At 36.2% G+C, this 24121-nt stretch carries 21 protein-coding genes; all 21 read right to left on the reverse strand.

Going from position 1 to position 24121, the window contains the following annotated elements:
* Nucleotides 1–2: 2 nt before the first annotated feature.
* The 21 genes from OCU77_RS12540 to OCU77_RS12640 all read right to left on the reverse strand — a co-directional run bounded on the left by OCU77_RS12540 (nucleotide 3) and on the right by OCU77_RS12640 (nucleotide 24025).
* A complete protein-coding gene (locus OCU77_RS12540; protein ID WP_261855988.1) occupies nucleotides 3–1073 on the reverse strand; it encodes a glycosyltransferase family 4 protein in 1071 nt (356 codons plus the stop codon).
* On the reverse strand, nucleotides 1070–1969 hold the full coding sequence (locus OCU77_RS12545) for a glycosyltransferase family 2 protein (protein WP_048899078.1): 900 nt from the start codon (nucleotides 1967–1969) through the stop codon (nucleotides 1070–1072). The genes OCU77_RS12540 and OCU77_RS12545 overlap by 4 nt, the downstream gene beginning before the upstream one ends.
* Complete coding sequence (locus OCU77_RS12550; protein ID WP_107302913.1) at nucleotides 1947–3197, reverse strand: hypothetical protein; 1251 nt, start codon at nucleotides 3195–3197, stop codon at nucleotides 1947–1949. Before OCU77_RS12550 ends, OCU77_RS12545 begins: the two co-directional genes overlap by 23 nt.
* Before the next feature lie 35 nt (nucleotides 3198–3232).
* Nucleotides 3233–3856: a LicD family protein gene (locus OCU77_RS12555; RefSeq protein WP_048899076.1), complete on the reverse strand. Its 624-nt coding sequence runs from the start codon at nucleotides 3854–3856 to the stop codon at nucleotides 3233–3235.
* A gap of 9 nt (nucleotides 3857–3865) precedes the next feature.
* Nucleotides 3866–5098 (reverse strand): oligosaccharide flippase family protein, encoded by a 1233-nt coding sequence (locus OCU77_RS12560; RefSeq protein ID WP_048899075.1) that lies wholly within the window; start codon nucleotides 5096–5098, stop codon nucleotides 3866–3868.
* Between the two features lie 51 nt (nucleotides 5099–5149).
* On the reverse strand, nucleotides 5150–5539 hold the full coding sequence (locus OCU77_RS12565) for a ParB N-terminal domain-containing protein (protein WP_048899074.1): 390 nt from the start codon (nucleotides 5537–5539) through the stop codon (nucleotides 5150–5152).
* A 13-nt stretch (nucleotides 5540–5552) separates the two neighbouring features.
* Nucleotides 5553–7349 (reverse strand): aminotransferase class I/II-fold pyridoxal phosphate-dependent enzyme, encoded by a 1797-nt coding sequence (locus tag OCU77_RS12570; protein ID WP_048899073.1) that lies wholly within the window; start codon nucleotides 7347–7349, stop codon nucleotides 5553–5555.
* A gap of 10 nt (nucleotides 7350–7359) precedes the next feature.
* Nucleotides 7360–8304, reverse strand: a complete 945-nt coding sequence (locus OCU77_RS12575; protein WP_048899072.1) for a hypothetical protein — start codon at nucleotides 8302–8304, stop codon at nucleotides 7360–7362.
* A gap of 124 nt (nucleotides 8305–8428) precedes the next feature.
* Nucleotides 8429–8983, reverse strand: a complete 555-nt coding sequence (gene rfbC / locus OCU77_RS12580) for a dTDP-4-dehydrorhamnose 3,5-epimerase (protein ID WP_048899071.1) — start codon at nucleotides 8981–8983, stop codon at nucleotides 8429–8431.
* Between the two features lie 4 nt (nucleotides 8984–8987).
* Nucleotides 8988–9869: a dTDP-4-dehydrorhamnose reductase gene (rfbD, locus tag OCU77_RS12585; protein WP_048899070.1), complete on the reverse strand. Its 882-nt coding sequence runs from the start codon at nucleotides 9867–9869 to the stop codon at nucleotides 8988–8990.
* Nucleotides 9870–10757, reverse strand: coding sequence for a glucose-1-phosphate thymidylyltransferase RfbA (rfbA, locus tag OCU77_RS12590; protein WP_048899069.1), 888 nt, complete (start codon nucleotides 10755–10757; stop codon nucleotides 9870–9872).
* Complete coding sequence (rffG, locus tag OCU77_RS12595; protein ID WP_239685982.1) at nucleotides 10757–11923, reverse strand: dTDP-glucose 4,6-dehydratase; 1167 nt, start codon at nucleotides 11921–11923, stop codon at nucleotides 10757–10759. The genes rfbA and rffG overlap by 1 nt, the downstream gene beginning before the upstream one ends.
* Nucleotides 11924–12549: 626 nt before the next feature.
* Nucleotides 12550–14472: a polysaccharide biosynthesis protein gene (locus tag OCU77_RS12600; RefSeq protein ID WP_107302914.1), complete on the reverse strand. Its 1923-nt coding sequence runs from the start codon at nucleotides 14470–14472 to the stop codon at nucleotides 12550–12552.
* A 57-nt stretch (nucleotides 14473–14529) separates the two neighbouring features.
* The gene (locus OCU77_RS12605) at nucleotides 14530–15705 is read right to left on the reverse strand and encodes a DegT/DnrJ/EryC1/StrS family aminotransferase (RefSeq protein WP_048899068.1); all 1176 of its coding nucleotides are present in this window, start codon (nucleotides 15703–15705) and stop codon (nucleotides 14530–14532) included.
* 25 nt (nucleotides 15706–15730) lie between these two features.
* Nucleotides 15731–16357 carry an acetyltransferase gene (locus OCU77_RS12610; RefSeq protein WP_048899067.1) on the reverse strand — a complete coding sequence of 209 codons (627 nt, stop codon included), beginning with the start codon at nucleotides 16355–16357 and terminating at the stop codon, nucleotides 15731–15733.
* Nucleotides 16354–16965 (reverse strand): sugar transferase, encoded by a 612-nt coding sequence (locus tag OCU77_RS12615; protein ID WP_162845627.1) that lies wholly within the window; start codon nucleotides 16963–16965, stop codon nucleotides 16354–16356. Before OCU77_RS12615 ends, OCU77_RS12610 begins: the two co-directional genes overlap by 4 nt.
* Complete coding sequence (locus OCU77_RS12620) at nucleotides 16949–18139, reverse strand: glycosyltransferase family 4 protein (protein ID WP_244915183.1); 1191 nt, start codon at nucleotides 18137–18139, stop codon at nucleotides 16949–16951. The genes OCU77_RS12615 and OCU77_RS12620 overlap by 17 nt, the downstream gene beginning before the upstream one ends.
* A gap of 65 nt (nucleotides 18140–18204) precedes the next feature.
* Nucleotides 18205–19719, reverse strand: coding sequence for a heparinase II/III family protein (locus OCU77_RS12625; RefSeq protein ID WP_239685980.1), 1515 nt, complete (start codon nucleotides 19717–19719; stop codon nucleotides 18205–18207).
* Nucleotides 19720–20014: 295 nt separating this feature from the next.
* A complete protein-coding gene (locus tag OCU77_RS12630; RefSeq protein ID WP_048899064.1) occupies nucleotides 20015–21157 on the reverse strand; it encodes a hypothetical protein in 1143 nt (380 codons plus the stop codon).
* The gene (locus OCU77_RS12635; RefSeq protein WP_048899063.1) at nucleotides 21154–22860 is read right to left on the reverse strand and encodes a hypothetical protein; all 1707 of its coding nucleotides are present in this window, start codon (nucleotides 22858–22860) and stop codon (nucleotides 21154–21156) included. The genes OCU77_RS12630 and OCU77_RS12635 overlap by 4 nt, the downstream gene beginning before the upstream one ends.
* Nucleotides 22823–24025, reverse strand: a complete 1203-nt coding sequence (locus OCU77_RS12640) for a hypothetical protein (protein ID WP_048899062.1) — start codon at nucleotides 24023–24025, stop codon at nucleotides 22823–22825. Before OCU77_RS12640 ends, OCU77_RS12635 begins: the two co-directional genes overlap by 38 nt.
* Between the last annotated feature and the right edge of the window lie 96 nt (nucleotides 24026–24121).

A 24121-nucleotide genomic window follows, 5' to 3' on the forward strand; every position in this document is an offset into this window, starting at 1 on the left:
TACTATTTATTATTCATCATCGTGATATATAAATCATAATAATTATTGGACATGACATCTACCGTATAATTTTCTTTATATTTCATATAAACATCATCACCTAAATCTTTTTTATAGCTTGTTCCTATTGCAGAAACCAAGCTGTCCACATTTCCTAATTCAAAAAAAGTAACTTCATTCGGGAAAATCTCTTTGAATATTTCAATATTTGACGTGACTATATTGCTTTTTTGCGCTGCTGCTTCTAATAAGGCCAAACCAAAACCTTCCGAAATTGAAGGCATAACGTATATATCAAATAAAGATACATAAACATATGCATTTTCAATACGCCCTAATGTATGAAATCGTTCACGGACACCAAGTTTGACTGATAACTCAATTAGGTATTCCAAATAAGGACCATCACCAATTAAAACAAAATCAAATGAATCATTCTTAGCCAAAGCATAAATAACAAGTTCAAGGCCTTTTAACTCCCTAACAATGCAACAAGTCCCAATAACAATATTCTTGTCATTTTTCAACGCTTTTATTTTACATGAAACATCGTCATTAGAACAATTTTGGATCAAAGATGAATCTACATCTCTCCCGTTATTTATTATTGATAACTTGTATTCAAAAAAAGGGAGTACTTTAGAATAATATGTTTTTGATGTATGACTCAAAACTGCTAATCTATCAAACTTTGACCACGATAAAGCCCAGACCAACCCAAATATACGCGACTTTATATACCCATAGTGATCGTATAGATCTTCAAGGAAGAGACTATGCAACGTCGATACAAACCTGGTTTTTTTTTGCTTAAACATTGAATGTAAAAATATATAGAAGTCAGGCTTGAACATATGAGAGTGAACTATGTCATAGTTGGAAAAATCTATAGCCTTGAAAAAGCTAATTTTCACCGTCGGTACATTAAAAGTGACTTGTAAATCGCTTTGTTTTAAATAGAAAACTGTAACATCTACATTTGGATGGCATTTCCTTAAACCAGCAATAATATCTTGAGCAACAAGAATTGGTGCAGTAGGCTTCAAAGAAGGAAGAATAAATGCAATTTTCAAAAAATAACCCTTTTAATAAAATATTTAACAAGATCAATTTTAGATGCATTGAATATTATGTTACACCAAGAGTCTAGTGACAGTGATTCATTTTTATATAATAGTAACTCAAAAATACCTTTATAAAACTGGTTAGTATCGATAGCAGAACTATCTTTTCCCATTGCTAGAATTGATTTTACTAAGTTTTTTTCATCAACATTATAATGCTCTAATATAGCTTTAACTCTCGATTCTATTTGTTTATTTTTATGTACATTAGATATCTGTGAATCATGATACCTATAATTAATCAGTTGCTCTTGAATATTATGAACTTCCCCGCATTTAGATAGTTTAATAAAAAACTCAAAATCTTCCGCATGAATGAAGTTTTCATCATATATTAAACCATTATCTTTGATTATATCTAGATTCATCATAACTACGGGGTGACAGAATGGTGAACATGTTAATAAACCCAGTTTACATGAAGCATCATCCTCAGGTAATTTTATAGTTCGTTCTTTGGTTCCGAAAACTTTATAATTAGAACCAACAATAGCAACATTACCTTTAGATATATAGCTATATTGTTTTGTAAAGCGATCTCTTCGACAAACATCATCTGCATCCATCCGAGCAACATACTTCCCCTTAGCAAGCGATAGCCCAAGGTTTAAAGTTTTAATTAGCCTTAAATTCACTTCATTTTTGTATAATCTAATTCTATTATCTAATTCTGATTTTTTTTTCAGTATTTCGTAAGATGAATCAGTAGAACAGTCATCAATTATTATTAATTCAAAATTTTCAAAATCTTGAGATAAAATTGATTCTACTGCCTCAGATACATAATTTTCAGCATTATAGACAGGAAGAACAACACTTAATTCAGGTGACTGCATTTGGCTCATGGTAAAACTTCTTATTCGTAAGTGATATAATTAAACAAAATAAAAACAACGTTGAGTTAACAGATACCATTGTCACCATCACTTCACCTTTAAAGCTAGATAGGAAAAAGAAAACGACTAAAGACATCCATAGCGACTTAGCAGAGGGTATATTGTTCGCTTTTAAAATTGGAGATAACAAGTTCAATGTGAAGAGTATCGAAAAAAGAAGAAAGGGTATCCCTCCAAATAATAAAACACGAAAATATCCAACATCTATGTGTTGATAATATGACCCATCTAAATTAGTGTAATGTCCAGTACCTAATAACACATCAGCTAGAGGAAAGTTAACTTGGTACATTTCAAGCAGTCTATTTGTGGACTGTGACTCAGCACCATTTTCTATAAATTCAAGTACATAAGTAGAAATATTATTCTCATATAAAAAAGACAGATCTACAGAAAATATCGAAACATAAAAAACAGCAAAAATTATGGTTAAAAAAGACCACAAGAATACAGTGCGCAACTTTGAAAGTACTCTTAAAGAAAATAATTTCATAAAAAGCAAAGAAAAAAGGTATACAGCGCCGAATCTTCCTGATATTAACATCCCAATATTAACAATAGAAAACTTAGCAAAATCTTTAGCAAGTATACGTTTTATCGGCTGATTCATATAATAATGGAAATATATAATCAAAGCGATACTGAAAGATATTGTCAACCCAAAGAACAAACCACCAGAGAGTGCATTAGTACGTATTCCACTTGAGAAAACATCTGCTTGCATAGCCAACTCTGCATTTCGGTGAAAAACTTGTACTATAGGTTTTAAGAATGGTAAGAGTAGAACAACAATTATGATGAGAGATTGAATAAAAAAAACATAAAAAAGTGATTTACATATCTGATCGTAAGCATCTTTTTTATAGTACAGAACAAATAGTTGAGCTAATGGTATAGCACAAAGTGAAGATAAAAAGTTATTCGTATATGTTTTTAAAAAAGAAAAATCATACGTCTCATAATATATAGATATGAATATAACTAAAATATACCCTATACCTGTCAAGAACAAAAAAGAGCCTACATACTTAGAAACATGCCTATAGTTAAAATTAGAGACCGTTATAAGATGAACAAAGCTAATAAATCCAACTAAAAAAGCTGAATGATAAAAAATTGGGATGGTCAATGAGAAAACAAACAAAAACAAATAGATTACAAGAAGCCTTTTAGCCATTCATCAATACTCAATTAAATAATATCACGATTATGCTATTTTTTTACATATGATGCTAAACGTTGAGTCGAAACTGCATCATTAGGACCAGACCACTGAGCATTAGGTATTATATAGTCAGCGCCATAATATGATTTCAAGTGAGAGTCAAAGTTAACCGGAATCGACATATTTGTGTCTTCAAACGGTATGCTTTTAAAGCCATTAAAACGGTTACTAAACTGAAACAAAGTCCAACGATCATTAACTCGACGAAAAACAGGTGTATATATTTTTTGATCTTCTATTTCATAATAAAAAATATCTACTACAATACCTTTGTAACCGTAACTCTCTTCAAAGACTACTCCATCAACAATAAACTCATGCCTTAGAGTAAAACCCTTTAGGAAAAACTCTTCGCGTATTTTTAAAGACCAGTCACTAAGAGGGAAACCAAAATCAAGATCATAATCATGAGGAAGTACTGAATTACAGCGAACAGCTCCAAGCATAGTACCGTACTCTAAGATAAGTTTATTATCTAATATCTTGTTAAGCTCAGTTAATATAACCATTAACTTGTTCTTATATATAGAAAGGAAAAAACGTCGATAGATTAAAAGAACTTTAGTTTTTGACACATACGGAAATCTATTTATAAAAATATTTAAACTCATAATTTACTCTTACAGTTCTTTCTTAATTTTAAAGTAAACAACCACTCTATATAAACAAACAAAAAAGCAATTAATTACAACGAAGGTTGCTAAAATAGCAGGCGATAAATAGCCTTGCCACCAACAGGTTCCCAAAATAACCAAATAAAGAAGACCTGGGTGAAGTATACTCATGTTGAAGCTTTTAATATATCCGGCAACTATTAACACACAATTGCCTAAAAAATAGCTGATTGCATTTATTGGCAATGTAATTAGTAAAATACATAATAGTGTAATGCTCCCCTCCATTCCATCGCCTGCGAACATACGAATAATATCTTGGCCAAAAAAATAAATAGCCATATATGTGACAAGTGCATAAAGAAGAGCAAGTTTAATTATGAGGTAGACAAAATTATAATTTTTATCTTTTGATACTTTGGGGTATGTTACTTGGTTGAGAATGTTTAATGGTATAGTCAATAAATTAACTAACTTTTCAGCCAAATCATAATAAGCAACATAATTCATTCCAAATGAATTACCAATTATGAACGCATTAATTTTAAGTATAAATATATTTGCAACTCTAGAAAAAAAGAAAGCGCTCGATGCTTTAGCATGACATTTTATTTCTTCAAACCTTACACAAACAAAATTAACACTAAACTTATATTTAATTACCAACACTGATAGTATAGCGTTGGCAATAGCCGATAAAATCAATCCTACCGTCAAACTATACAATCCAAGGGTTGTATTTACACCTATAAATATAACGAATAGTAATAGTATGCGTGATGAAAGATTTATTATTGCAGCATATTTTATTTCTTCAACACCCTGGAAAAACCACTGTGAGAAAAAAACATCATTGATGAGCAGTAAATACATAAAAATATAGATGTAATATGCATTAGGAAAATTACTCGATGGTAAAAACTCAACAATAAAAATATAGAGTGGAATTAAGAATATAAACATCAATATTTTTATAAAAACTATTGATGAGTATAACTTAGACATCTCTATTTTATCTTCTCTACGCTGAGAGGCCTCTTTTGTACCGTAAAGATTAAACCCATAATCAATAAATATACCAAGCATAAAGATTATAGCTTGTACATAGATTACAAAACCATAATTTTCAGCCCCCATATACCGAATAAGATAAGGGTAATATAAAAAAGGAACAAATAATGTTAGCATTTGAATACCTCCCAAATAAGAGATATTCTTAACAAACTTTTTTATAGACATTTACATTTACGCTTTTAATAAATACCCTTCATATTAACGAAGGGTATTAGACTAGTATAAAAATGATATTGGAATCTGGATTTCTTTTGGTGCAGGCTTAATTATATGCTTAGTTGTTTTATGCGGGAATATTTCACCTGCTTTAATATAATCTAGAACTAATTGTTTATCTACCTTAAAGTCATCCCTCCACGAGGTGACAACAACACTAGAGCTATCATATGATAGCAGTATTGCAGGTATTCGTTTTAAACCCAGTTTTTTAGCAACATTATAGCGATGATGTCCATCCATAATTGCATACGTTGTTTTCTCAAGTAAAACAGGTACTCGCCAAATCCCTTCATCCTTGATTCTTTCAGCGAGCCATTCAACCCGGCTGGGTATATGTTCCTCTGTTTCTTTGATCAAATCAATATTAACTAACTCTAAGCTGTACACAATAAAATCCTTATTATATTTCCTTTAGGCAATCAATTAAGTATTGATTATCTGCCGAATTCCTTACTGCCAGTCTTATATAGTTACTATTATCTTCAAAACCTTGTTTTTTAGAACAGTCTTTAGCAAGAATACTGAATTTTTGACAAAGTTCAGAGACAAGTTCTTCTGAATTTTTACCTATAACTTCACATAATATGTAGTTAGCTTGAGATTCTATCGGTCTTAAAAATGGAACTTGCTCAAGTTGCTGATAAAAAGCATTACGCTCATTAATAATACTCTTACAACCAGAATTATATACTTTTTGGTATTTCCCTATAATTTGGAAAAAGAACTCGCCCAGAGAGTTTATATTCCAAACAGGTATTTTCTTTTTAATTCGAGATATTAAAGTAGTATTTGATGATGCCAATACACCTAAGCGAATACCTGGCACACCATAACTCTTACTAATACTCTTTATAACAATTAGTCCAGAGTATAAATTCAATGTATCTTCAGATAATAGTGTTGATTCGATACCGTTAACGGCAAAGTCTACAAAAGATTCATCAACGATCAATTTTTTATTTTCTTTCTTAAACCAATGTATAAGTTCAAGTAAATCATCATACTTAATAAAGTTTCCAGATGGATTGTCTGGATTAATTAAAAGAACGCCATCAACTTTTTCAGCTAATCGCTTAATGTCTTCTATTGTGTATGAATAATTTTTGTTCGTAATTTTCTCTAGGTGTACATTTTTAAACCTTGCAGAATACTCTTCAAAGGTAGGTAAAAACAAACCTAATTTACAATCAATTTCTGTAGACAATGCATCAATAAGCTCTGCTGCACCATTACCTACAACAATTTGGCTCTGATCACAATTGAACATTTTCGAAGCTAATAATGCTTGAACATTAGCACCAGATGGATATTCTCGTAACAGAGTATCAAATGAGTGCTTCATTTCACCAACAAATGTATCATTAGGGAAGTAAGGGTTAACTAGATAGCAAAAATCTTTGATATCTTCATAACGCCAATAACCACCAAAACGTTGAGAAAGTAATTTTAGTTTTTGCTCTTTGCTTGAAAAAATAACTTCTGCATTATCAAGATCTTGAATATCATCGATCTCATACCATTTCTCACCTTGAAGTGGTAATGCTTTTAACTCTTGCGTTTCAAGTAATGTGATTATTCTTAAAACCTGCTCATAATACTCATTATCACCCAACGCAGAAGAATATGCCTCTAAAAATGGAACATATGTTTTTTTCAAGAACTCTTGGCTAAATTTATAAATATTAACTGTTTTGTAATATTCATCTGTTTTAGCGAAGTTAAAGTCTTTCTTAGATACAAAATTAACAATGTCAAAACTATTATCTAGTTCAACAACGGTACCATCCATCCAAGGTTGGTACTTATCTACAACAGCAACATTAGGATATTGATTCGAGATAAGATTTTCAATTATTTGAGGTTCATAAATAAGATCACTTTCTAGCAGAATAGTATCATCTTCGACTAAGTAATCTTTTGCTAGGTATATAGAGTAAATGTTATTGGTTTTATCATAGATATTATTCTCAACATAAACAATCTCTATCCCATTATAATTATCACCGAGAAATTCAGTTAATTTATCTTTATGATAACCGACAACGATAACAAAACGCTTAATATCATACTTAGACAATATTTCTAAGCTGCGTTCTATCAGTGTGATGTCATGTACTTTTACCATACATTTTGTTTTATCTTTCGTATGGTTACCTAGGCGATTGCCCATACCGGCTGCTGGAATTACCACTTGCATACTATTACCTTTAAAAGTATTTTGAATTCATATCCCAAATATCTAAATCCATTCCTAGACCTAGCTTAATGGCTTCCTTATAAATATAGTCTGCAATTACTAAATCAATTAGTGCACCACCATAATTATAGCTCATGACATTCACATCGGAATCGCGCTTTTTAACAAATTCATTGTTTAAAATAATATCACCTAACTCTAATGCGTCAGGTCTAATCCAATTTTTAGTCTGTTCATAAAAATCAGTTGTTATTATATCGACTTCTTTGTCAAAATGCTCCCATCCTCTTACGTGAATAGGAATGATTGTTTTCCCTTTCCAGTTTTCATCAAATTTAGTTACAATACTTCCATTTGCAGATGTAATTGCAGAAACAATAATATCTGCATTCATCAAATCATTATTTTCAGTAATCTTTTCTACTTCAAAATCATCATCTAATATACTAACTACACGATTTAAATGATCTTTATAATCTATTACGTATATTTTTCTAATTTGGTGCTCATTTTTGAAATTATTCAATGTTTTCAAAAATGAAACCATTGCATTTCCAATTCCGATAACAGACACTGTTTTAGTTGTATTCACAATATCCGTTGTATTCTTTAGTGATATATAAGCAGTTAAACCAGTTCTCACTGCCGTAAGATAAGTGCTATCCATTAAAGATAAAAGCTCTCCTGAATTTTTATCGTTCAATATAAGCATACCACGTATAGATGGCTGTCCTTGAACATCATCTCTTTGAATACTTTTTACAGACATAACATCTTTATATATTGCAGGCATGGTTGTATAAAATGAAGCCCCATCCTTTCTTAAAACTATTTTAGATTCAAGATTACAATTCTTTTTTGCATAATCAATGAAGCACTCTTCAATCTTTTCTATAACCTGAGCTGAAAATAAATCAACTTTTACACAATCGGAAAATTTAAGTATCTTTGTCATATAACCTCATAATAAAATAATGAATTTCAATACATTTATTTGTGTGATGAACAATGTATTTGCGACAAGAAAAGATTAGAGCTTCTTAGCTAAAAAGAATTTAGCTTTGATTTCCATATATCTATTACATAGACATTAATTTTGCTTTATGAAAATGTATACCTTGCATATCTTTGTCAGAAAGTAACGGCAGTTCACAACCTAAAGGCCATTCGATACCAATATCCTGATCATTCCATAAAATTGAATGTTCAGCGGCAGGATTGTAGTAGTCTGTACACTTATATACAAACTCTGCCTCCTCACTCGTCACATAAAAACCATGTGCGAATCCCTCTGGCACCCATAGTTGACGCTTATTTTCCGCCGAAAGATACACTCCAACCCATTTCCCAAATGTTAGTGAACCCTTCCGAATATCGACCGCAACATCAAATACTTCGCCTGAAACAACTCGAACTAATTTACCTTGTGTATTTTCTGTTTGGTAATGTAAGCCACGCAAGATACCTTTCTTTGATTTTGAATGGTTATCTTGTACAAATTGTGTAGGCTTACCTGTTACTACTTCTTCAAACTTTTTTTGGTTCCAGGTTTCCATAAAAAAACCACGCTCATCACCAAAAACACTTGGCTCAATGATTTTTACATCAGGAATGCGAGTATCGATTACTTTCATCTTATTACCCTGTATACGCTTGAATATTATTTAGTGCGGCCTTCCAATCACTCGCTTCAACAGAAAATGCTTGTGTGATTTTATCCGTGCTTAACCGTGAATTGCTTGGACGTTTCGCTGGTGTTGAATATTGCTCAGTCGTAATACTGGATAAACTTGGCTTTTTAACGATAACGTCTTGCTTAACTGCCGAGTCAAATATAGCATCTGCAAATTCAAACCAACTGACATGTGGTAAGCCTGAAAAATGGTAAATACCAAACTCAACAGCATCGCCTTGAGTTATACGCGTAGCTATTTGAATTAACGCTTTAGCAATGTCACCAGCGTAAGTTGGGCCGCCAAACTGATCACCAACAATGCTTAATGCGTCACGCGTTGTGCCTAGACGTAGCATGGTTTTGACAAAATTATTGCCGTTCTCGCCAAACACCCACGCAGTACGAAGAATAATGTGTTTATCGCACGCAGCTGCTACAGCAAACTCACCCGCTAATTTGCTTTCACCATAAACCCCCTGCGGGTTGGTGGTGTCACTTTCTACATACTCACCCACTTTATTGCCTTCAAAGACATAATCGGTTGAGATATGCAGCATTGCAGCCCCTACACTTTGTGCCGCGAGCGCTAAGTATTTTGGACCATCACGATTAATCGCATAAGAAAGCTCAACTTCCTCTTCTGCTTTATCGACTGCAGTATGGGCGGCGGCATTGATAATAACCGTGGGTTGAAATTCAGTAACTGTCGCCTGAACAGCCTCTTGATTGGTGATATCAAGGTGCTCTTTATCTAGCGCTAATACTGTTGTATTTTCATCTTTAGCTAATTGTTCGGTAAAACAATGACCCACCTGACCATGGCAACCTGTAATTAATACCCGCATTTAATTCACTGCCTTTTTCTGCTTTTCTTTCACTAATCGTGTCAGATAGTGCCCGTACTCGTTTTTCATCATAGGCTTTGCTAGTGATAGTACTTGCTCATCGCTCAACCAGCCATTGCGCCATGCAATTTCTTCTAAGCACGCCACTTTTAGGCCCTGTACATTCTCTATAGTTTGAACAAATGAAGAGGCTTCATGAAGACTTTCATGGGTTCCTGTATCTAACCAAGCAAAACCACGACCTAATAGCTCAACATTCAGAGTACCATCATTTAAATACATTTCATTTAGTGTGGTGATTTCAAGCTCGCCCCGGTGAGACGGCTTAACTTGCTTGGCCATTTCAACAACACGGTTGTCATAGAAATAAAGCCCTGTCACCGCATAGTTTGACTTGGGTGTTTCAGGCTTTTCTTCAATAGAGACCGCTTTCATCTCTTTATCAAATTCAACCACACCAAAACGCTCAGGGTCTTTCACTTGATAACCAAACACGGTTGCGCCCGACTCTCTTGCAGCCGCATTTTGCAACGTTTTAGAAAAAGACTGACCATAGAAGATATTATCGCCCAGCACTAAGCACACGCTATCATCACTGATAAATTCTTCACCGATAATAAAAGCCTGAGCAAGCCCATCCGGGCTAGGCTGAACTGCGTACTCAAGGTTGATACCAAAATCTGAACCATCACCAAGCAAACGCTTAAAGCCAGCGTTATCTTCCGGTGTGGTGATAATTAAAATATCTTTAATACCAGCAAGCATTAACGTTGATATTGGATAAAACACCATAGGTTTATCGTAAATAGGCAGTAATTGCTTTGATACACCGCGCGTTAATGGGTATAGACGCGTACCAGAACCACCCGCGAGCACAATCCCTTTCATCACTTAACTACCTTATTTACAACTTTTTCGTTTGCAACGCCTTCATTTGCAACGCCTTCATTTGCAACGTTTTCATTTGCAACGTTTTCACTCGTAACAGTCGTGCTCGATACACCTAAACGTTCTCCAGCATAAGAGCCGTCTAAAACGCGCGACCACCATTGTTTATTGTTTAAATACCATTCAACCGTTTTACGAATACCTGACTCAAAGGTTTCTTCTGGCTTCCAGCCTAATTCACGCTCAACTTTAGATGCATCAATCGCATAACGAACATCATGTCCTGGACGGTCCGTTACGTAAGTAATTAAATCAAGATACTGATTAACGCCTTGCGGTTTATTGGGTACTAATTCTTCAAGCAAAGAACAAATCGTTTTGACGACATCGATATTGGCTTTCTCATTATGGCCGCCAATATTATAGGTTTCACCGACCACGCCTTCTGTCACCACTTTGTATAAAGCACGAGCATGGTCTTCAACAAATAACCAATCTCGGATTTGCATACCGTTGCCATAGACAGGTAATGATTTACCATCTAAAGCATTTAAAATCATTAATGGGATCAGCTTTTCAGGAAAATGGTAAGGGCCGTAGTTATTCGAGCAGTTAGTAACAATAGTAGGTAAGCCGTATGTACGTAACCAGGCACGAACCAAGTGGTCAGAAGAAGCTTTTGATGCTGAGTACGGGCTTGAAGGTTCGTAAGACGTTGTCTCAGTAAATAAATCATCTGTCCCTTCTAAATCACCGTAGACTTCATCGGTAGAGATATGGTGAAAGCGAAATGCGGACTTAGCGTCATTATTTAGGCTATTCCAGTAAGCGCGTGTCGCCTCAAGCAGGGTATAGGTACCAACGATATTGGTTTCAATAAAAGCAGCGGGCCCATCAATAGAACGGTCTACATGGCTTTCGGCGGCCAAGTGCATTACAGCATCTGGGTTGTAAGTGGTAAACAAGCGATCTAACTCTTGGCGATCGCAAATATCGACCTGTTCAAATGAGTAACGTTCATTGCTATCGATGTCTGAAAGTGACTCAAGATTGCCAGCATAAGTGAGTTTATCTACGTTGAGTACAGAATCTGATGTATGTTTGATAATATGGCGGATAACTGCAGAACCTATGAACCCTGCGCCGCCTGTTACTAAAATTTTCATTTTCTATTCTTATATCCATTTCAACCAGATTACACTTACAAAACAACAACTCAACAGCCTATAGAATGACTGAAAGAAGAGTGAGACATTGATTCCCGCATGCTCTGCTAACTAAAAAATTGAAAGAAGCAAATTCCCCTATTCACGCCTAGCTTAGCCGCTAACATAGAGGGTTAGTTGCATAAAAAATACAAGCATAATCAGTTTTTTGCACGCTACCGCCCTAGGTATCGCCCCTATCATGCGGATTATTACTAAATTTATGGCTGTATTTGTAATGAGTAATCACTAATTATATTGGACTGGACTATCTTCAGCAAGTTGTTATGCCTGAGCTATGCGCTCTATAGCGAAAAACGTATTATTGATGTGTAGCCGTATAGAAGTTAACAAATAAAAAAGTGCATTCTCGATAACGGAAGCGACGATGCGGGAAAAAGAAGCGAAGAGAAAAATGGAAGACTCATAAGGGAGGCGAGGAATAAAGAAAAAGCTGCCTCATGCGATGAAACAGCCTTTACTAGAGGTTCAGTAAAATATCTAAAATAATGACTAACGATATGGTGCTCGTAATGCTGTAACTACAGGCCAATATAATTTATACCAACCCATTAAGTAGCTCACGCTTAACTGGCTAATTCAACAACATTTGTATTGCTATGATTAGCGTGCCATACAAGATCACTGATACCATCTGTTGGATTGAACCCTGTAGGGGCATCCAATAGGCCCTGGCGAATGCTTTCATGATCAAAATCATGACAAGCGCGATCTAGCACATCGATAATTTTACTCAACTCAACCCAAGTTAAGCTCAATTCTTGTGCTGTCATAATTCGCTCGTGATTGGTTTTCGCCACATTATCGCCAATCAAAAGCTCTTCATACAATTTCTCACCAGGGCGCAAGCCAGTAAACTCAATGGCAATATCACCATTTGGGTTAGCGTCTGAGCGAACATCTAGCCCTGAAAGCTTAATCAAGTTTTTGGCTAAATCAGTAATGCGTACTGATTCGCCCATATCAAGTACAAAGACATCACCACCTTTACCCATAGCACCCGCTTGAATAACCAGTTGAGCCGCTTCTGGAATAGTCATAAAGTAACGGGTGATATCCTCATGAGTAACAGTAACAGGCCCACCTTGCGAAATTTGTTTTTTAAACAGCGGAATAACAGAACCAGAAGAGCCTAAAACATTACCAAAACGCACCATACAAAAGCGTGTTTGATGGTCTTGTTTAGCAAGAGCCTGCAACACAAGTTCGGCCATCCGTTTGGTTGTGCCCATAATATTGGTCGGGCGAACAGCCTTATCGGTCGAGATTAAAACAAAAGTATCCACTTTGGCTTTAATCGCTGCTTGGGCTGTATACATGGTACCAAACACATTATTGCGGACACCTTCAACAACATTGTACTCAACTAGCGGAACATGTTTGTAAGCCGCAGCATGGTATAAAGTTTCAACTTTAAAAGACTCCATCACTGCCTGTAAGCGGTTCATACGCTGAACAGAACCCAATAAAGGAATAATTTCCACATTAAGAGCATGTTCAGTAGCTAGCGCTGTAAGTTCTTTATCAATCGCATACAAACCGTACTCGGATAGCTCAAATAAAATAAGCTTAGTTGGGCTTTGCATCAAAATTTGACGGCAAAGTTCAGAGCCAATAGAGCCGCCTGCACCTGTCACCATAACCACTTTGCCTGTGGTGTCTGCACGCATTAGCTCTGGGCGAGGCGCAACTGGGTCTCGGCCTAACAAATCTTCAATAGGCACATCACGCAGTTCATCGATTTTAGCATCACCATTAACAATATCTTCCATACTTGGCACTGTAAGTACTTCGACGGTTAGATTGGCTAATGTATCTAAAATTGCTTTACGCTCTGAACGGCTAGCACGCGGTAAAGCTAACAGCACCTTGTCGCATTTAAGACGATGGATTAAAAACTCAATCTTTTTAGGTGGTAGTACTTTTAAGCCTAGAATATAAGTGCCAAATAAGCTGCTGTCTTGATCAACAAAGCCTACAGGTAAATAATCTTGGCTTTGGCGAAGGGCAATACAAAGCTGACGGCCTGTAGAACCTGCACCGTAGATAAGTACTCGCTTTTTCTTTTGTGAGCGTTTTGAGAAAACAATGGTCCTCATTAACAAGCGTGCGCCGCCTGCTAATAAGGCTAAAAATGCACCATATATAATAGGTACAGTACGGGGAATAGTGGTATCGCTAAAATAAAAACCAGAAACAGACAGTGCTACCGCAGAAATGAAGGCACCACAACTCACCACTAACAGAGCATGGAAACTTAAATAGCGTAATATAGCCCGATATAAACCAAGCTTAACAAAAGTTGCTATTGTTACAACAGTTAATAATAAAAATGCTTGCCAAAGATCAGTTGATAAAAAGCTATCAAAATGACCATAACGCACACCAAACGCTCCCCAGAATGCGATAAAAACAAATAAAACATCGATTATGATGCTAAATAATCGCTTTTTAGGTCGTGAAATAGACAACAGATATTTATCTAACACTTTACTAACCAACTTTATTTTGTAGAAAAGCAGGCTTTATCACCTGCCTATTAGTTATTATTTTGTTGCTACTAACAGAACTTCACGTAATACACTACAAGTTATGTTAATTTCATCTTGCGTTAACGTCGGGTGAACTAGCAGCATTACGCTTGTTTCCCCTAACATGACTGCATTTTGCAAAGGTTCCGCAGGTCGCCAAGGCGTATTATCAAAAGCTTTCTCATTATACACTTCAGAACAACTGCCTTGGAAACAAGGAACACCTTTAAAGACAATAGTTTCAACGATACGATCTCTTGTCCAGCCCTCTGCTAAATATTGCGATTCAACAAACAAATAATGCTTGTATTCAGCATGCTCGCTATATTCTGGAACGTCAACTCGACGAACAATAGACAGGTCAGCCACGGCATCATCGATTTGCTTGCCGTTAGATTGACGTTGTGATGTCCAAGCTTGCATACGAGTAAGCTGGATTCGCCCGATAACCGCTTGCATTTCTGTCATGCGCCAGTTAGTGCCAAAACTATCGTGTAACCAACGAAAACCTGGCGGATGCTGACGATTATAGATAGCGTCATAGTTCTTGCCATGATCTTTGTAAGACCACATAAATGACCACAAATCTTTATCATTGGTGGTTACCATGCCACCTTCGCCACCAGTGGTCATGATCTTATCTTGGCAGAAAGACCACGCGCCAATATGACCAATAGTACCTACACTACGGCCTTTATATTTCGCACCATGGGCTTGAGCACAATCTTCAATTACTTTAAAACCATACTTTTCAGACAATGCCATTATCGCATCCATCTCTGCAGGCATACCTGCAAGGTGAACAACAATCACGGCTTTTGTATTAGGCGTTAATACACCTTCTATCGTTTCTGCAGTAATATTCTGGCTATTTAAATCCACATCCGCAAAAATTGGATTAGCACCAGCGGTTACAATTGATGACGCAGAAGCCAAAAACGTACGAGGCGTGGTAATCACATCATCGCCAGCACCAACACCTAATGCTTTTAATGCCACATCTAGTGCGAGCGTGCCATTACCCAGTGCAATCGCATATTCACAGCCAGCCCAATTAGCAAATTCTTTTTCAAATTCACGGCATTCTTGACCGGTCCAGTAATTGACTTTGTTTGATAGCAGCACATCACGTACCGCATTGCCTTCTTCTTCAGTAAAGGAAGGCCATGGAGAAAATGGTGTATTAAGCACGATGTCACCTAATCAGTTTTAATTTTTATGATTTGATAAGCTCATAAGCTGGAGAGCCCACGACTGTTTTAAAATTTGGAACATTATTGATAACGGTTGAGCCAGCACCAACGACGGCATCACATCCAATAACAATAAGTTGTTTAACTTGGCTTCCGATTCCTATCCAAGTGTTTTTGCCAACTTCAACGCCACCAGCTAAGTTAACGCCAGGGCTAATGTGGACACCTTCAGCAAGCTTACAATCATGATCAACAGTAGAGCCAGTATTAACAATGCAGCTAGCACCAATATGACTAAAAGGGTTCACAACTGCATTCGGCATAACAACCGAACCGATGCCAATATTAGCATACTTACTTATCACCGCACTTGGGTGGGCAAGCACATCAAAGTTCGCTCCCGCAGAACTCAATTCACGCTGTTTGGAACAGCGAATCGCATTGTGACCAATCGCGACCACAGTAAGGTCATACTCTTTCACGGTAGAGAGCAGCGTGCTTGTATCACCAGACACCGACCAATGTTCGACGGATTTTAAGCTTGGCCAGCGGTCATCAAAAAAAACGATATTTTGAAAACCATTGAGTTCAGCTATTTCAGCCACAACTTTGCCATGTCCACTGGCACCTAAAATGGCGCAACTTTTCATGATTGGTTATTGCCTTGATGCTGTGAACCCGTAAAAGGTTCGATGGTAACGTGCCCATCTGCTGATATACCCTCTTTAACAAAGACTTTTTTTACCGTTAGGAACAGAATTTTAATATCTAGCCAAAGATTTCTGTTGTCTACATACCAAACGTCTAATTCGAACTTTTCTTCCCAGCTGATCGCATTGCGCCCATTAATTTGCGCCCACCCCGTAATTCCAGGGCGAGCGTCATGGCGGCGAGCTTGCTCTTTATTATAAAGGGGGAGATATTGTACCAATAAAGGACGAGGGCCCACTAAACTCATGTCACCCTTAAAAACGTTCCAAAGCCCAGGTAACTCATCTAGGCTACTTGAGCGTAATTTATCACCAAACGGCGTCATACGCTCAGAGTCAGGTAGCGAGTTGCCCTGCTGATCCACCGCATCTTTCATGCTGCGAAACTTCACCATCTCAAATGGCTTTCCGTTCAACCCGGGGCGAGTTTGACGAAATAAAACGGGAGAGCCAAGGTTTTTTCGAATCTTCCAAGCCACTAAGGCAATAACAGGAGCTAACAAGATAAGTGCAATAAGAGACACGAGAAAATCAAACAGTCTTTTCATCATTTACCTCTGAAGAAGTTACCTCGGGTGAATTAACACCAGTCACCCAAGCCACCCATTTATCCGCCAATAGAGAGCGGTCAAACTTACTTTCAGCAAGCTGACGGGCATTCGTTCCCATTTTAGCTAAGGCTTCCCTTTGGTCAGCCGCATTTTCTAACGCGTCAGCAAACGCTTTCGGGTCCTCCGGCTGAACAGAAAATCCACATTGTGTTTGCTCAATCATTCCCGCTAACCAACCTGGGTAATTATTGATAACAGGTAACCCCGCGGATATATAGTCGAAAAATTTATTGGGCGACGTACCGTAATAAAAGGCTGGAATATTCGCTAATAGCTGCATACCTACGTCTGCACTTGCCATTAAACCAGACAGTTTTTCTTTATTTACCGGCGGGTGAAATACGACATTATCTAATTCAATTTCTGTCGCTCGTTTCTCTAGTTCAGGCTTTAATTTACCTTGCCCAACTAAAACTAGCTTAATGTCTTCTCGGCCCCGTTTTCGGAGCTCAACAGCAGTATCTAAAACAGCGTTGAGACCATTTGCCATTCCATGAGTGCCTGTAAAGATCGCCATCAGATCGTTATTTTTAACTCCCTCAGGGCGCCAAAGCTCGCTTGGTTGGCTAAAGATAGATAAATCACAGCCATTAGGCACCATAGTTATTTTTCTTTCATCAACGCCGCGCTTTTTAATTCCCTCAACAATACCAGGAGACAAACCAATGCAACGATGCGCGCTACGGTAAGATGCCCACTCTAAGAAAGACATCAGCGCCAGAATGACAGGGTTTTTGATTACCCCCATCTCTTTGGGTAACTCTGGCCATAAATCTCGCACTTCAAAAACAAATGGCTTGCCACGTAACCAGCGAGCAAATATACCCGGAATTCCGGCTGTAAGAGGCGTTGTGGTAGCAAAAAGCACGTCATATTTTTCAATAAAGGCAAGGCCAATACTTTTCAATGCAAACTTAACAAACGTCATACTGCGCTTTAAAAAACCATCTGAGTTTGAATAAGCCAAATCAAATTCTATGATGCGAATACCATCAACAGTACCTTCGCGTCTACCCGCGGTAAACACAGAATCTAGGCCGGTTTCGCCACCACCGTAAGTACCACAAACCATAGTGACATTATGCCCGTGATGAATCAGGCGCTTAGCCATTTCATAGGAGCGTATCCCAGTCGAACCTTTTGGTGTAGAAAAGTGTTGATGAAAATAAAGAATATTCATGAGTGAAATTGGTACTCTGTTGTAATGTTGCCATCTGACGAAATCTCTACCTCAAGAACAGGGATAGAAGTTTCTTGGTAGTAATAACGGGACTCTCTGCCTTCTACGATTTCTAAACGATCAATCTTTACGTCGCTATCCATTTTGATCTCGTGATTGCCGTTCGTTACTTTGTGACCTTGAACCACCCAATTATCAGGGTTGAGTCGCCAACGAAGGATTGCTTTATTTTTAATACCTTGCACTTGGTCTGTTACCGTCAAAGACGTTTCCGAGAGAACAATCTTTCTATGATGCTCACATCCCAAATAATCTCTGTAACCCGCTTGGCCAGTTAACAGCTGTTCATCGAAGTTGACGTTCTTTGCTTTTAACCAACTACCTAACAAAAAGCGGCTAATTCTTGGCATTTGCTCATGCTCGTCAAATTGAATGGTGTTATGACTTTGCGTTCCTCCATAGTAATCAATATAGTCTTGACCTGCGTTATAACTGAACGTGCCACCATCGCGTAATAGGTTGACTCCATCGCGCCATAGATCCACATGAAGTGCATCGTTTTGGGCTGGCCTAAATCGGAACTTGGGATAGTTAAAGAAAGCAAATGCTCCTGATTTATTTCTTAGGCCAATATAGCCACCTTGATCAAAGTGAAACGATGTTTGAGTTTGTAAGTTTTTTTGGGGGGGTCGCAACTGCAATAATGAAAGCACCTCATCATACTTCCCATCCTCCTGCCATGCAGAAGCTTGAAGAAACACTACAGAGGCAAGCTGGACGGATGGACGAAAATCTCGATAGTCGGTGTCTGTTAATTGTAACAAATGAGCGCCGTCATTATGACCTAAGTTAGGCGCATCACCAGTTGATGGTTCGACTAGCTGATAAAGCCACTGAGTAGCCAAACTTATTCTTTTTGTCAGTTCTGTAGTAAATGGGGTCAGCTCTAATTCTCGGCGCCAAAGCTCTGCCATTGAGTAGGTATCTAACATCACCCTGTGGTAGTTAGCTGAATACTGGCTGAAGGTGCCATCTTTGGCAATCAGGCGCTTGGCTCGGTTTTCTAACCATTTTCGCCCTAGCTTTTGCCAACGTTCACCACTTTCATCACCATTAATAACCAACCAGCTACCACCAATGAACAAAGCTGCCGCCTCAGACGTACCATGGTTATTATCTTGTGCAACAGCGTAGGAGATCGTCGGAGCTATTCGTTGAAGATGAGCCTTCACCAACGCCAAAAGTGTAGGTTCAGGCTGATGTACTTGATTCAGCAGTTTAGCAGTGAACGCTAAATGCATAACCCGTATCGAGGCTTCTTGTCCACATTTCCAATTCGGGCCAAGATAAGGCTCATTCTGGTCCATCCAACTTTTTGCGGTAGCATTTAGCTCCTCTAAAGCTGCATCTCTCCCTGCAAGATAATCTTTTGCTAATCCCAAAGCCCAATTGAACCTTGATACTTCCCAAATACCTTTTATATCACCAATATTTGAATCAAAGTCAGACAAACTGAACCAAGGCCTTCTCATCCCAGAAAATCTGCAGCCTGTTAATATATTCCTATCCCACTTCAACTGAGTAACGCACTGCTTAGGCATCCATCCAAAAGGGACTAGTTCATAATGTTGGTGGGATTTACATTCGGTCAAATGCCTTATCGGGCGAAACAAAACTCCACTTACTGGATCTTGACCAAGAGCTTCCACTCGCTTAAGTCCTATGAATAAAGCGAACCTATAAACTAGAAGCCTCATTACATTAACAACGCCCAATCTATATGTGGTCACAACTAGGTATACTAACCTACTCATTATCCCCCCTAAGAATAAAACCCAATACAACTGCATTTATTGATGTTGCAAAAATGGCGTAAGAAAAGAAAGATTCAAGCAGAACAAATAGTGCTGTAATAAAACAAATCAAGTCAAGCCTATTATTTTTAGCATTTCCAGCACCTTTACAAATAACTGAAAATAAGAAAAAATAAACAAATACTGTAAATACAACCCCGTACTTAGAAAAAAGACCGAGTGGGGAAAAATGTGAATTTGACGCTGTTTTTATTTCTCCACTATTGAGAACTATCTCATATGTGAAGCCGTTGCCATTACCAAAAATAAAACTCAAACCATCCAGATGAGGAATGATAGCCATGACTTCGTCTAATCTTCCTGCACTAACTGCATTTATAGAACTTAAACTACTAAAATCGATCGATTCCAATGTATACAATATACGCCTTACAGATAAATTATCGGGGTTGTCGATTATAAACACCCCCCCAAGAAAGAACAATAGCGCTATTCCAAACCAAAAAAGATACTTATAGCCCCCCTTAAAGAATGCTCCACCAATGACAATGACAATAATAGCTGATACTAACTGAGCTCTTTTCCCATACAAGAAAATCAAAATTAAAGATATTGGGAAAAGCCATAAATTAGAAAACATATAATAAGCCATAGTCATTTCCAGGGGAGGGAAAATTGCAAGCCTACTAATTCCACTTGATGAAAACAAATAATAAATAAAAAATATTAAAAGGAAACTCCCTAACAATGTAATCTTTGAATAATATTTTACATAGTCAGAAAAAACATCATTAGACCAATACTTTGAAAACACAATAACTTTCGAGAAAAACAAAAATGGAATAAGAAAATCCGTGACAACTCTTCTGGTCAAATCAAAATTGACCAAACCAATCGAAAGTGACGGAAATAACAGAAACGCACATAATACCACCCATTTATTTTTAAATACGCTAGTACAAGAGAAAACAATAAATATATCAAAGGAAAGTAATACAATAAGAAAGGCTTGCACATAAGAATTATTTTCAGCGATTCTAATCCCAGATAGCACTATGGAAATCAAAGAAATAAATGGAAGCAACAGTAGGTAAAACCTTACAATAATAGTATTGACATTTACTTGGCCATTCATAATATTACATCTTCAATAGAAAAACAGGACTGAGACGATATTTTCTCAAAATCATCAAGTAATAATTTGAAATTATTAATCAGGAATAGAAGCTCTTCAAAATTAGATACATCACCTACATAATCAACCGGTAAATACTCAGCAGATATTGCTTTCGAGGTTGCATTCCCTCTAAAAAAAACAACCGGTATATTGTGTAACCAACAATCTAATCCAATGGAAGAAGTTCTAGTTATGATTAGATCTGAGCTTGCAACAACATCTTCAAATGTAACATAACTATTTAATACTTTAAGAGAAGTGAATTGTTCTTTATAGTGTTCTTGTCTTGGATGATATTTGATATTTAGCAAAATATCATTTTTAAAACAAAAAACATCTAACAGCTTTAAAAGCGTTCGCTCTTCTGCATATTCAAAGGGCTGAGAAAAATATGTAATACACTTTAAGTTGGAACTTAAGTTAAATTTTTTGTTAACTCCGACATATTTAAGATTAGTTTTTAAACCAACCTTATTCTCAAGCATCGGATTCTTAGATAAGAAATTATTATATGCATATTCATTTGTAAAAAAAAACTGTTCACCTGAAATGAAATTGACTTCGACTTTAGGTGATATCAATGTTGTTTGAACTTGATAGAGAGGAAGCTTTATCTTATCAACCACATAAAATGAATGTGGAGTAAACATATCAAAAGAATAGATATTGCTATTCACTTGGTATGTGCGAAGTAAATTAGCTATGCCCTCGGCATAAAGTAAATAATCTAACTGCCTACACGAAATATCCTTCAAAATGCTGCTGATAGGAATGATAATTCTACCATCATTTATGACCAGACTTCGGTTATCATTGACAAAAAACAGCGTAAATAAAGCTTTGAAGTATTCTTTTATTATATAGCATAACCCCACATAGCTACTCGAGTCAATTGCATCTATATCAACAGATCTCAAATAGCCAAAAAAAGAATCTCGCTTAAATATTTGAGGAAAAGCTATAACTGTGTATTTTTTTTTGTTTTTATTATACATTCCTCTGATAAACTCTGCTTGTACAACACTGCGAACAAGAAGCACCTTCGCTAGTGGATCTATTTTATTTCTAGCTTTACTCTTAAAAAAAGCCAAAAACCTATGACTAAAAGACAATAAAAACAATGTACTTATATAAGCAACATTCCTCACATAGAAAGATAATTTGGGCATAAAGCCCTTTTTGCAGTTATAATTTAATTTAACTTTCGGATAGTTAACGCTAATGTATTTACGTAAGATATAAGGAATAAAATAACTAGATTTATAAAGTCTCTTTTTATTAACCTCCCCTTCAGCCTCATAAGTAAATATGAAATCAGAGTCGTAATATTGAGTAAACTCAATTTCTTCGATATTATTTCTCTTTATTTGCTCATCAACAGCATAAACCCATTTCATTATTGGAACTATTGTATTTCTATAAAAATATGCCTCAGATGCCTTCAGTTTTAGTTTTTCTTTCTTTGGAGAACTCTCTATTATCTGAGACCAGATTAAAGAAAACTCCGACGCAAATACTTGCGATGGATTAGACATCGAATTCACATCAATTCCACCAGAATTATTTTTTGATGATGAGATAACTGAGATCGATGCTGTTGACTTGAGGCCACTACCATCAAAATCAAGTATTAGTTTTCGTATTTTTTCTTCGATAATCATAAATAAAAATTGTATTAAAAGTTAATATTATTCCAGCCATTACTAAAGGAATATTAGTTTTGTCAAGAAAGCTAACACTATTAAAAAAAATAAACAGTAGAGCAAAAGAAAAAATGATGCTCATCTGCAACAGTATTGCTAGGAACTCTCGACTCTTAGAGATAAAAAGAGTTGTACTCAATGTTAGATAAATAATACTTAGCTTTAGTGCTATCACTCTAGGTATCATTAGTTCTAATCCTGTAAAATCAGGGAATATTAGGCCACTAAAAAAAGAGGATAGAGGCATCGCGACGAAAACAATCAAAGGAATCCCAAGCAAACAATACAAAGTAACATCACAATATTTTTTTTCGAACTCCTTATCCTCATCTATTTTTTTTAGCCAAATAGGATAGAAAAAATAGAATATAGTGGTAAAAATCATATAAACTGCCGTACCTATGTTATCCGCTAATTGGTAAGTACCCAGAAACTCTTTTTCTATTATAATATTTTGTAGCATAATTTTATCTATAGTCAAAATAACTGTGACTAAAAAACTCACAAAAGATATCTTCACTCCAGTTTTAACATAAAATAAGAGTTTTTCCACACTAAAGCGTAATGATAGATTTAGGATATAGTTCCTAATATTCGAGTGGTATAAAAAAGTAATAATGATATACAGTACATTGGAAAAAAATAAGGCATATAGATATTTTGATAAATTATCTACAACACATAAAACCATTACAAGTAATACACTTGACGCTATAATATTACTCATATTAATAGGGGTAAACTTCTCTTCTACTCGAAGGTATGCAACCATGAAACTTTTAAAGAATACTGATATCACTATAGCTGAAGTTATTAGCCAAAAATCGTCTGTTATAAAACAACTAGATAATAGGAATGCAGCAAAAGATGAAATTATAAAAATCACAATCGTCACACTCATCAACTCTATTTTTTCTTCCTTACCGTTCAATCTCGATAGGTATTTTAATACAAGCTGAGACGAGCCAACATTGAGATAGTTCGAATATGTCACATAAAGTAAAATAGGCATTGCTAATGCCATTTCTAGAGGGCCTATTTTATTAGCCAAAATAAGCATAGCTGTTGACAAAACAGCAATTTCAAAATACTTTGAAATTGAAAATAAAACTAGTCTATTCATTTAATTTCTACCACATGATAATATCATCAAGTTTTTAATTAGGTTTATCTAGCCCTACAAATTTTAATTTCACTGTTAATAGCGTGGTATTTCAGG

This window comes from Photobacterium swingsii, from assembly GCF_024346715.1.
GTDB classification, from domain to species: domain Bacteria; phylum Pseudomonadota; class Gammaproteobacteria; order Enterobacterales; family Vibrionaceae; genus Photobacterium; species Photobacterium swingsii.

Excerpts from the sequence above, each read along its gene's own strand:
- OCU77_RS12545 (WP_048899078.1), bottom strand. The coding sequence starts at position 1,969 with ATGAGCCAAATGCAGTCACCTGAATTAAGTGTTGTTCTTCCTGTCTAT.
- OCU77_RS12550 (WP_107302913.1), bottom strand. The coding sequence starts at position 3,197 with ATGGCTAAAAGGCTTCTTGTAATCTATTTGTTTTTGTTTGTTTTCTCA.
- OCU77_RS12555 (WP_048899076.1), bottom strand. The coding sequence starts at position 3,856 with ATGAGTTTAAATATTTTTATAAATAGATTTCCGTATGTGTCAAAAACT.
- OCU77_RS12560 (WP_048899075.1), bottom strand. The coding sequence starts at position 5,098 with ATGTCTATAAAAAAGTTTGTTAAGAATATCTCTTATTTGGGAGGTATT.
- OCU77_RS12570 (WP_048899073.1), bottom strand. The coding sequence starts at position 7,349 with ATGCAAGTGGTAATTCCAGCAGCCGGTATGGGCAATCGCCTAGGTAAC.
- OCU77_RS12575 (WP_048899072.1), bottom strand. The coding sequence starts at position 8,304 with ATGACAAAGATACTTAAATTTTCCGATTGTGTAAAAGTTGATTTATTT.
- rfbC (WP_048899071.1), bottom strand. The coding sequence starts at position 8,983 with ATGAAAGTAATCGATACTCGCATTCCTGATGTAAAAATCATTGAGCCA.
- rfbD (WP_048899070.1), bottom strand. The coding sequence starts at position 9,869 with ATGCGGGTATTAATTACAGGTTGCCATGGTCAGGTGGGTCATTGTTTT.
- rfbA (WP_048899069.1), bottom strand. The coding sequence starts at position 10,757 with ATGAAAGGGATTGTGCTCGCGGGTGGTTCTGGTACGCGTCTATACCCA.
- rffG (WP_239685982.1), bottom strand. The coding sequence starts at position 11,923 with ATGAAAATTTTAGTAACAGGCGGCGCAGGGTTCATAGGTTCTGCAGTT.
- OCU77_RS12610 (WP_048899067.1), bottom strand. The coding sequence starts at position 16,357 with ATGAAAAGTTGCGCCATTTTAGGTGCCAGTGGACATGGCAAAGTTGTG.
- OCU77_RS12615 (WP_162845627.1), bottom strand. The coding sequence starts at position 16,965 with ATGAAAAGACTGTTTGATTTTCTCGTGTCTCTTATTGCACTTATCTTG.
- OCU77_RS12620 (WP_244915183.1), bottom strand. The coding sequence starts at position 18,139 with ATGGCTAAGCGCCTGATTCATCACGGGCATAATGTCACTATGGTTTGT.
- OCU77_RS12630 (WP_048899064.1), bottom strand. The coding sequence starts at position 21,157 with ATGAATGGCCAAGTAAATGTCAATACTATTATTGTAAGGTTTTACCTA.
- OCU77_RS12635 (WP_048899063.1), bottom strand. The coding sequence starts at position 22,860 with ATGATTATCGAAGAAAAAATACGAAAACTAATACTTGATTTTGATGGT.
- OCU77_RS12640 (WP_048899062.1), bottom strand. The coding sequence starts at position 24,025 with ATGAATAGACTAGTTTTATTTTCAATTTCAAAGTATTTTGAAATTGCT.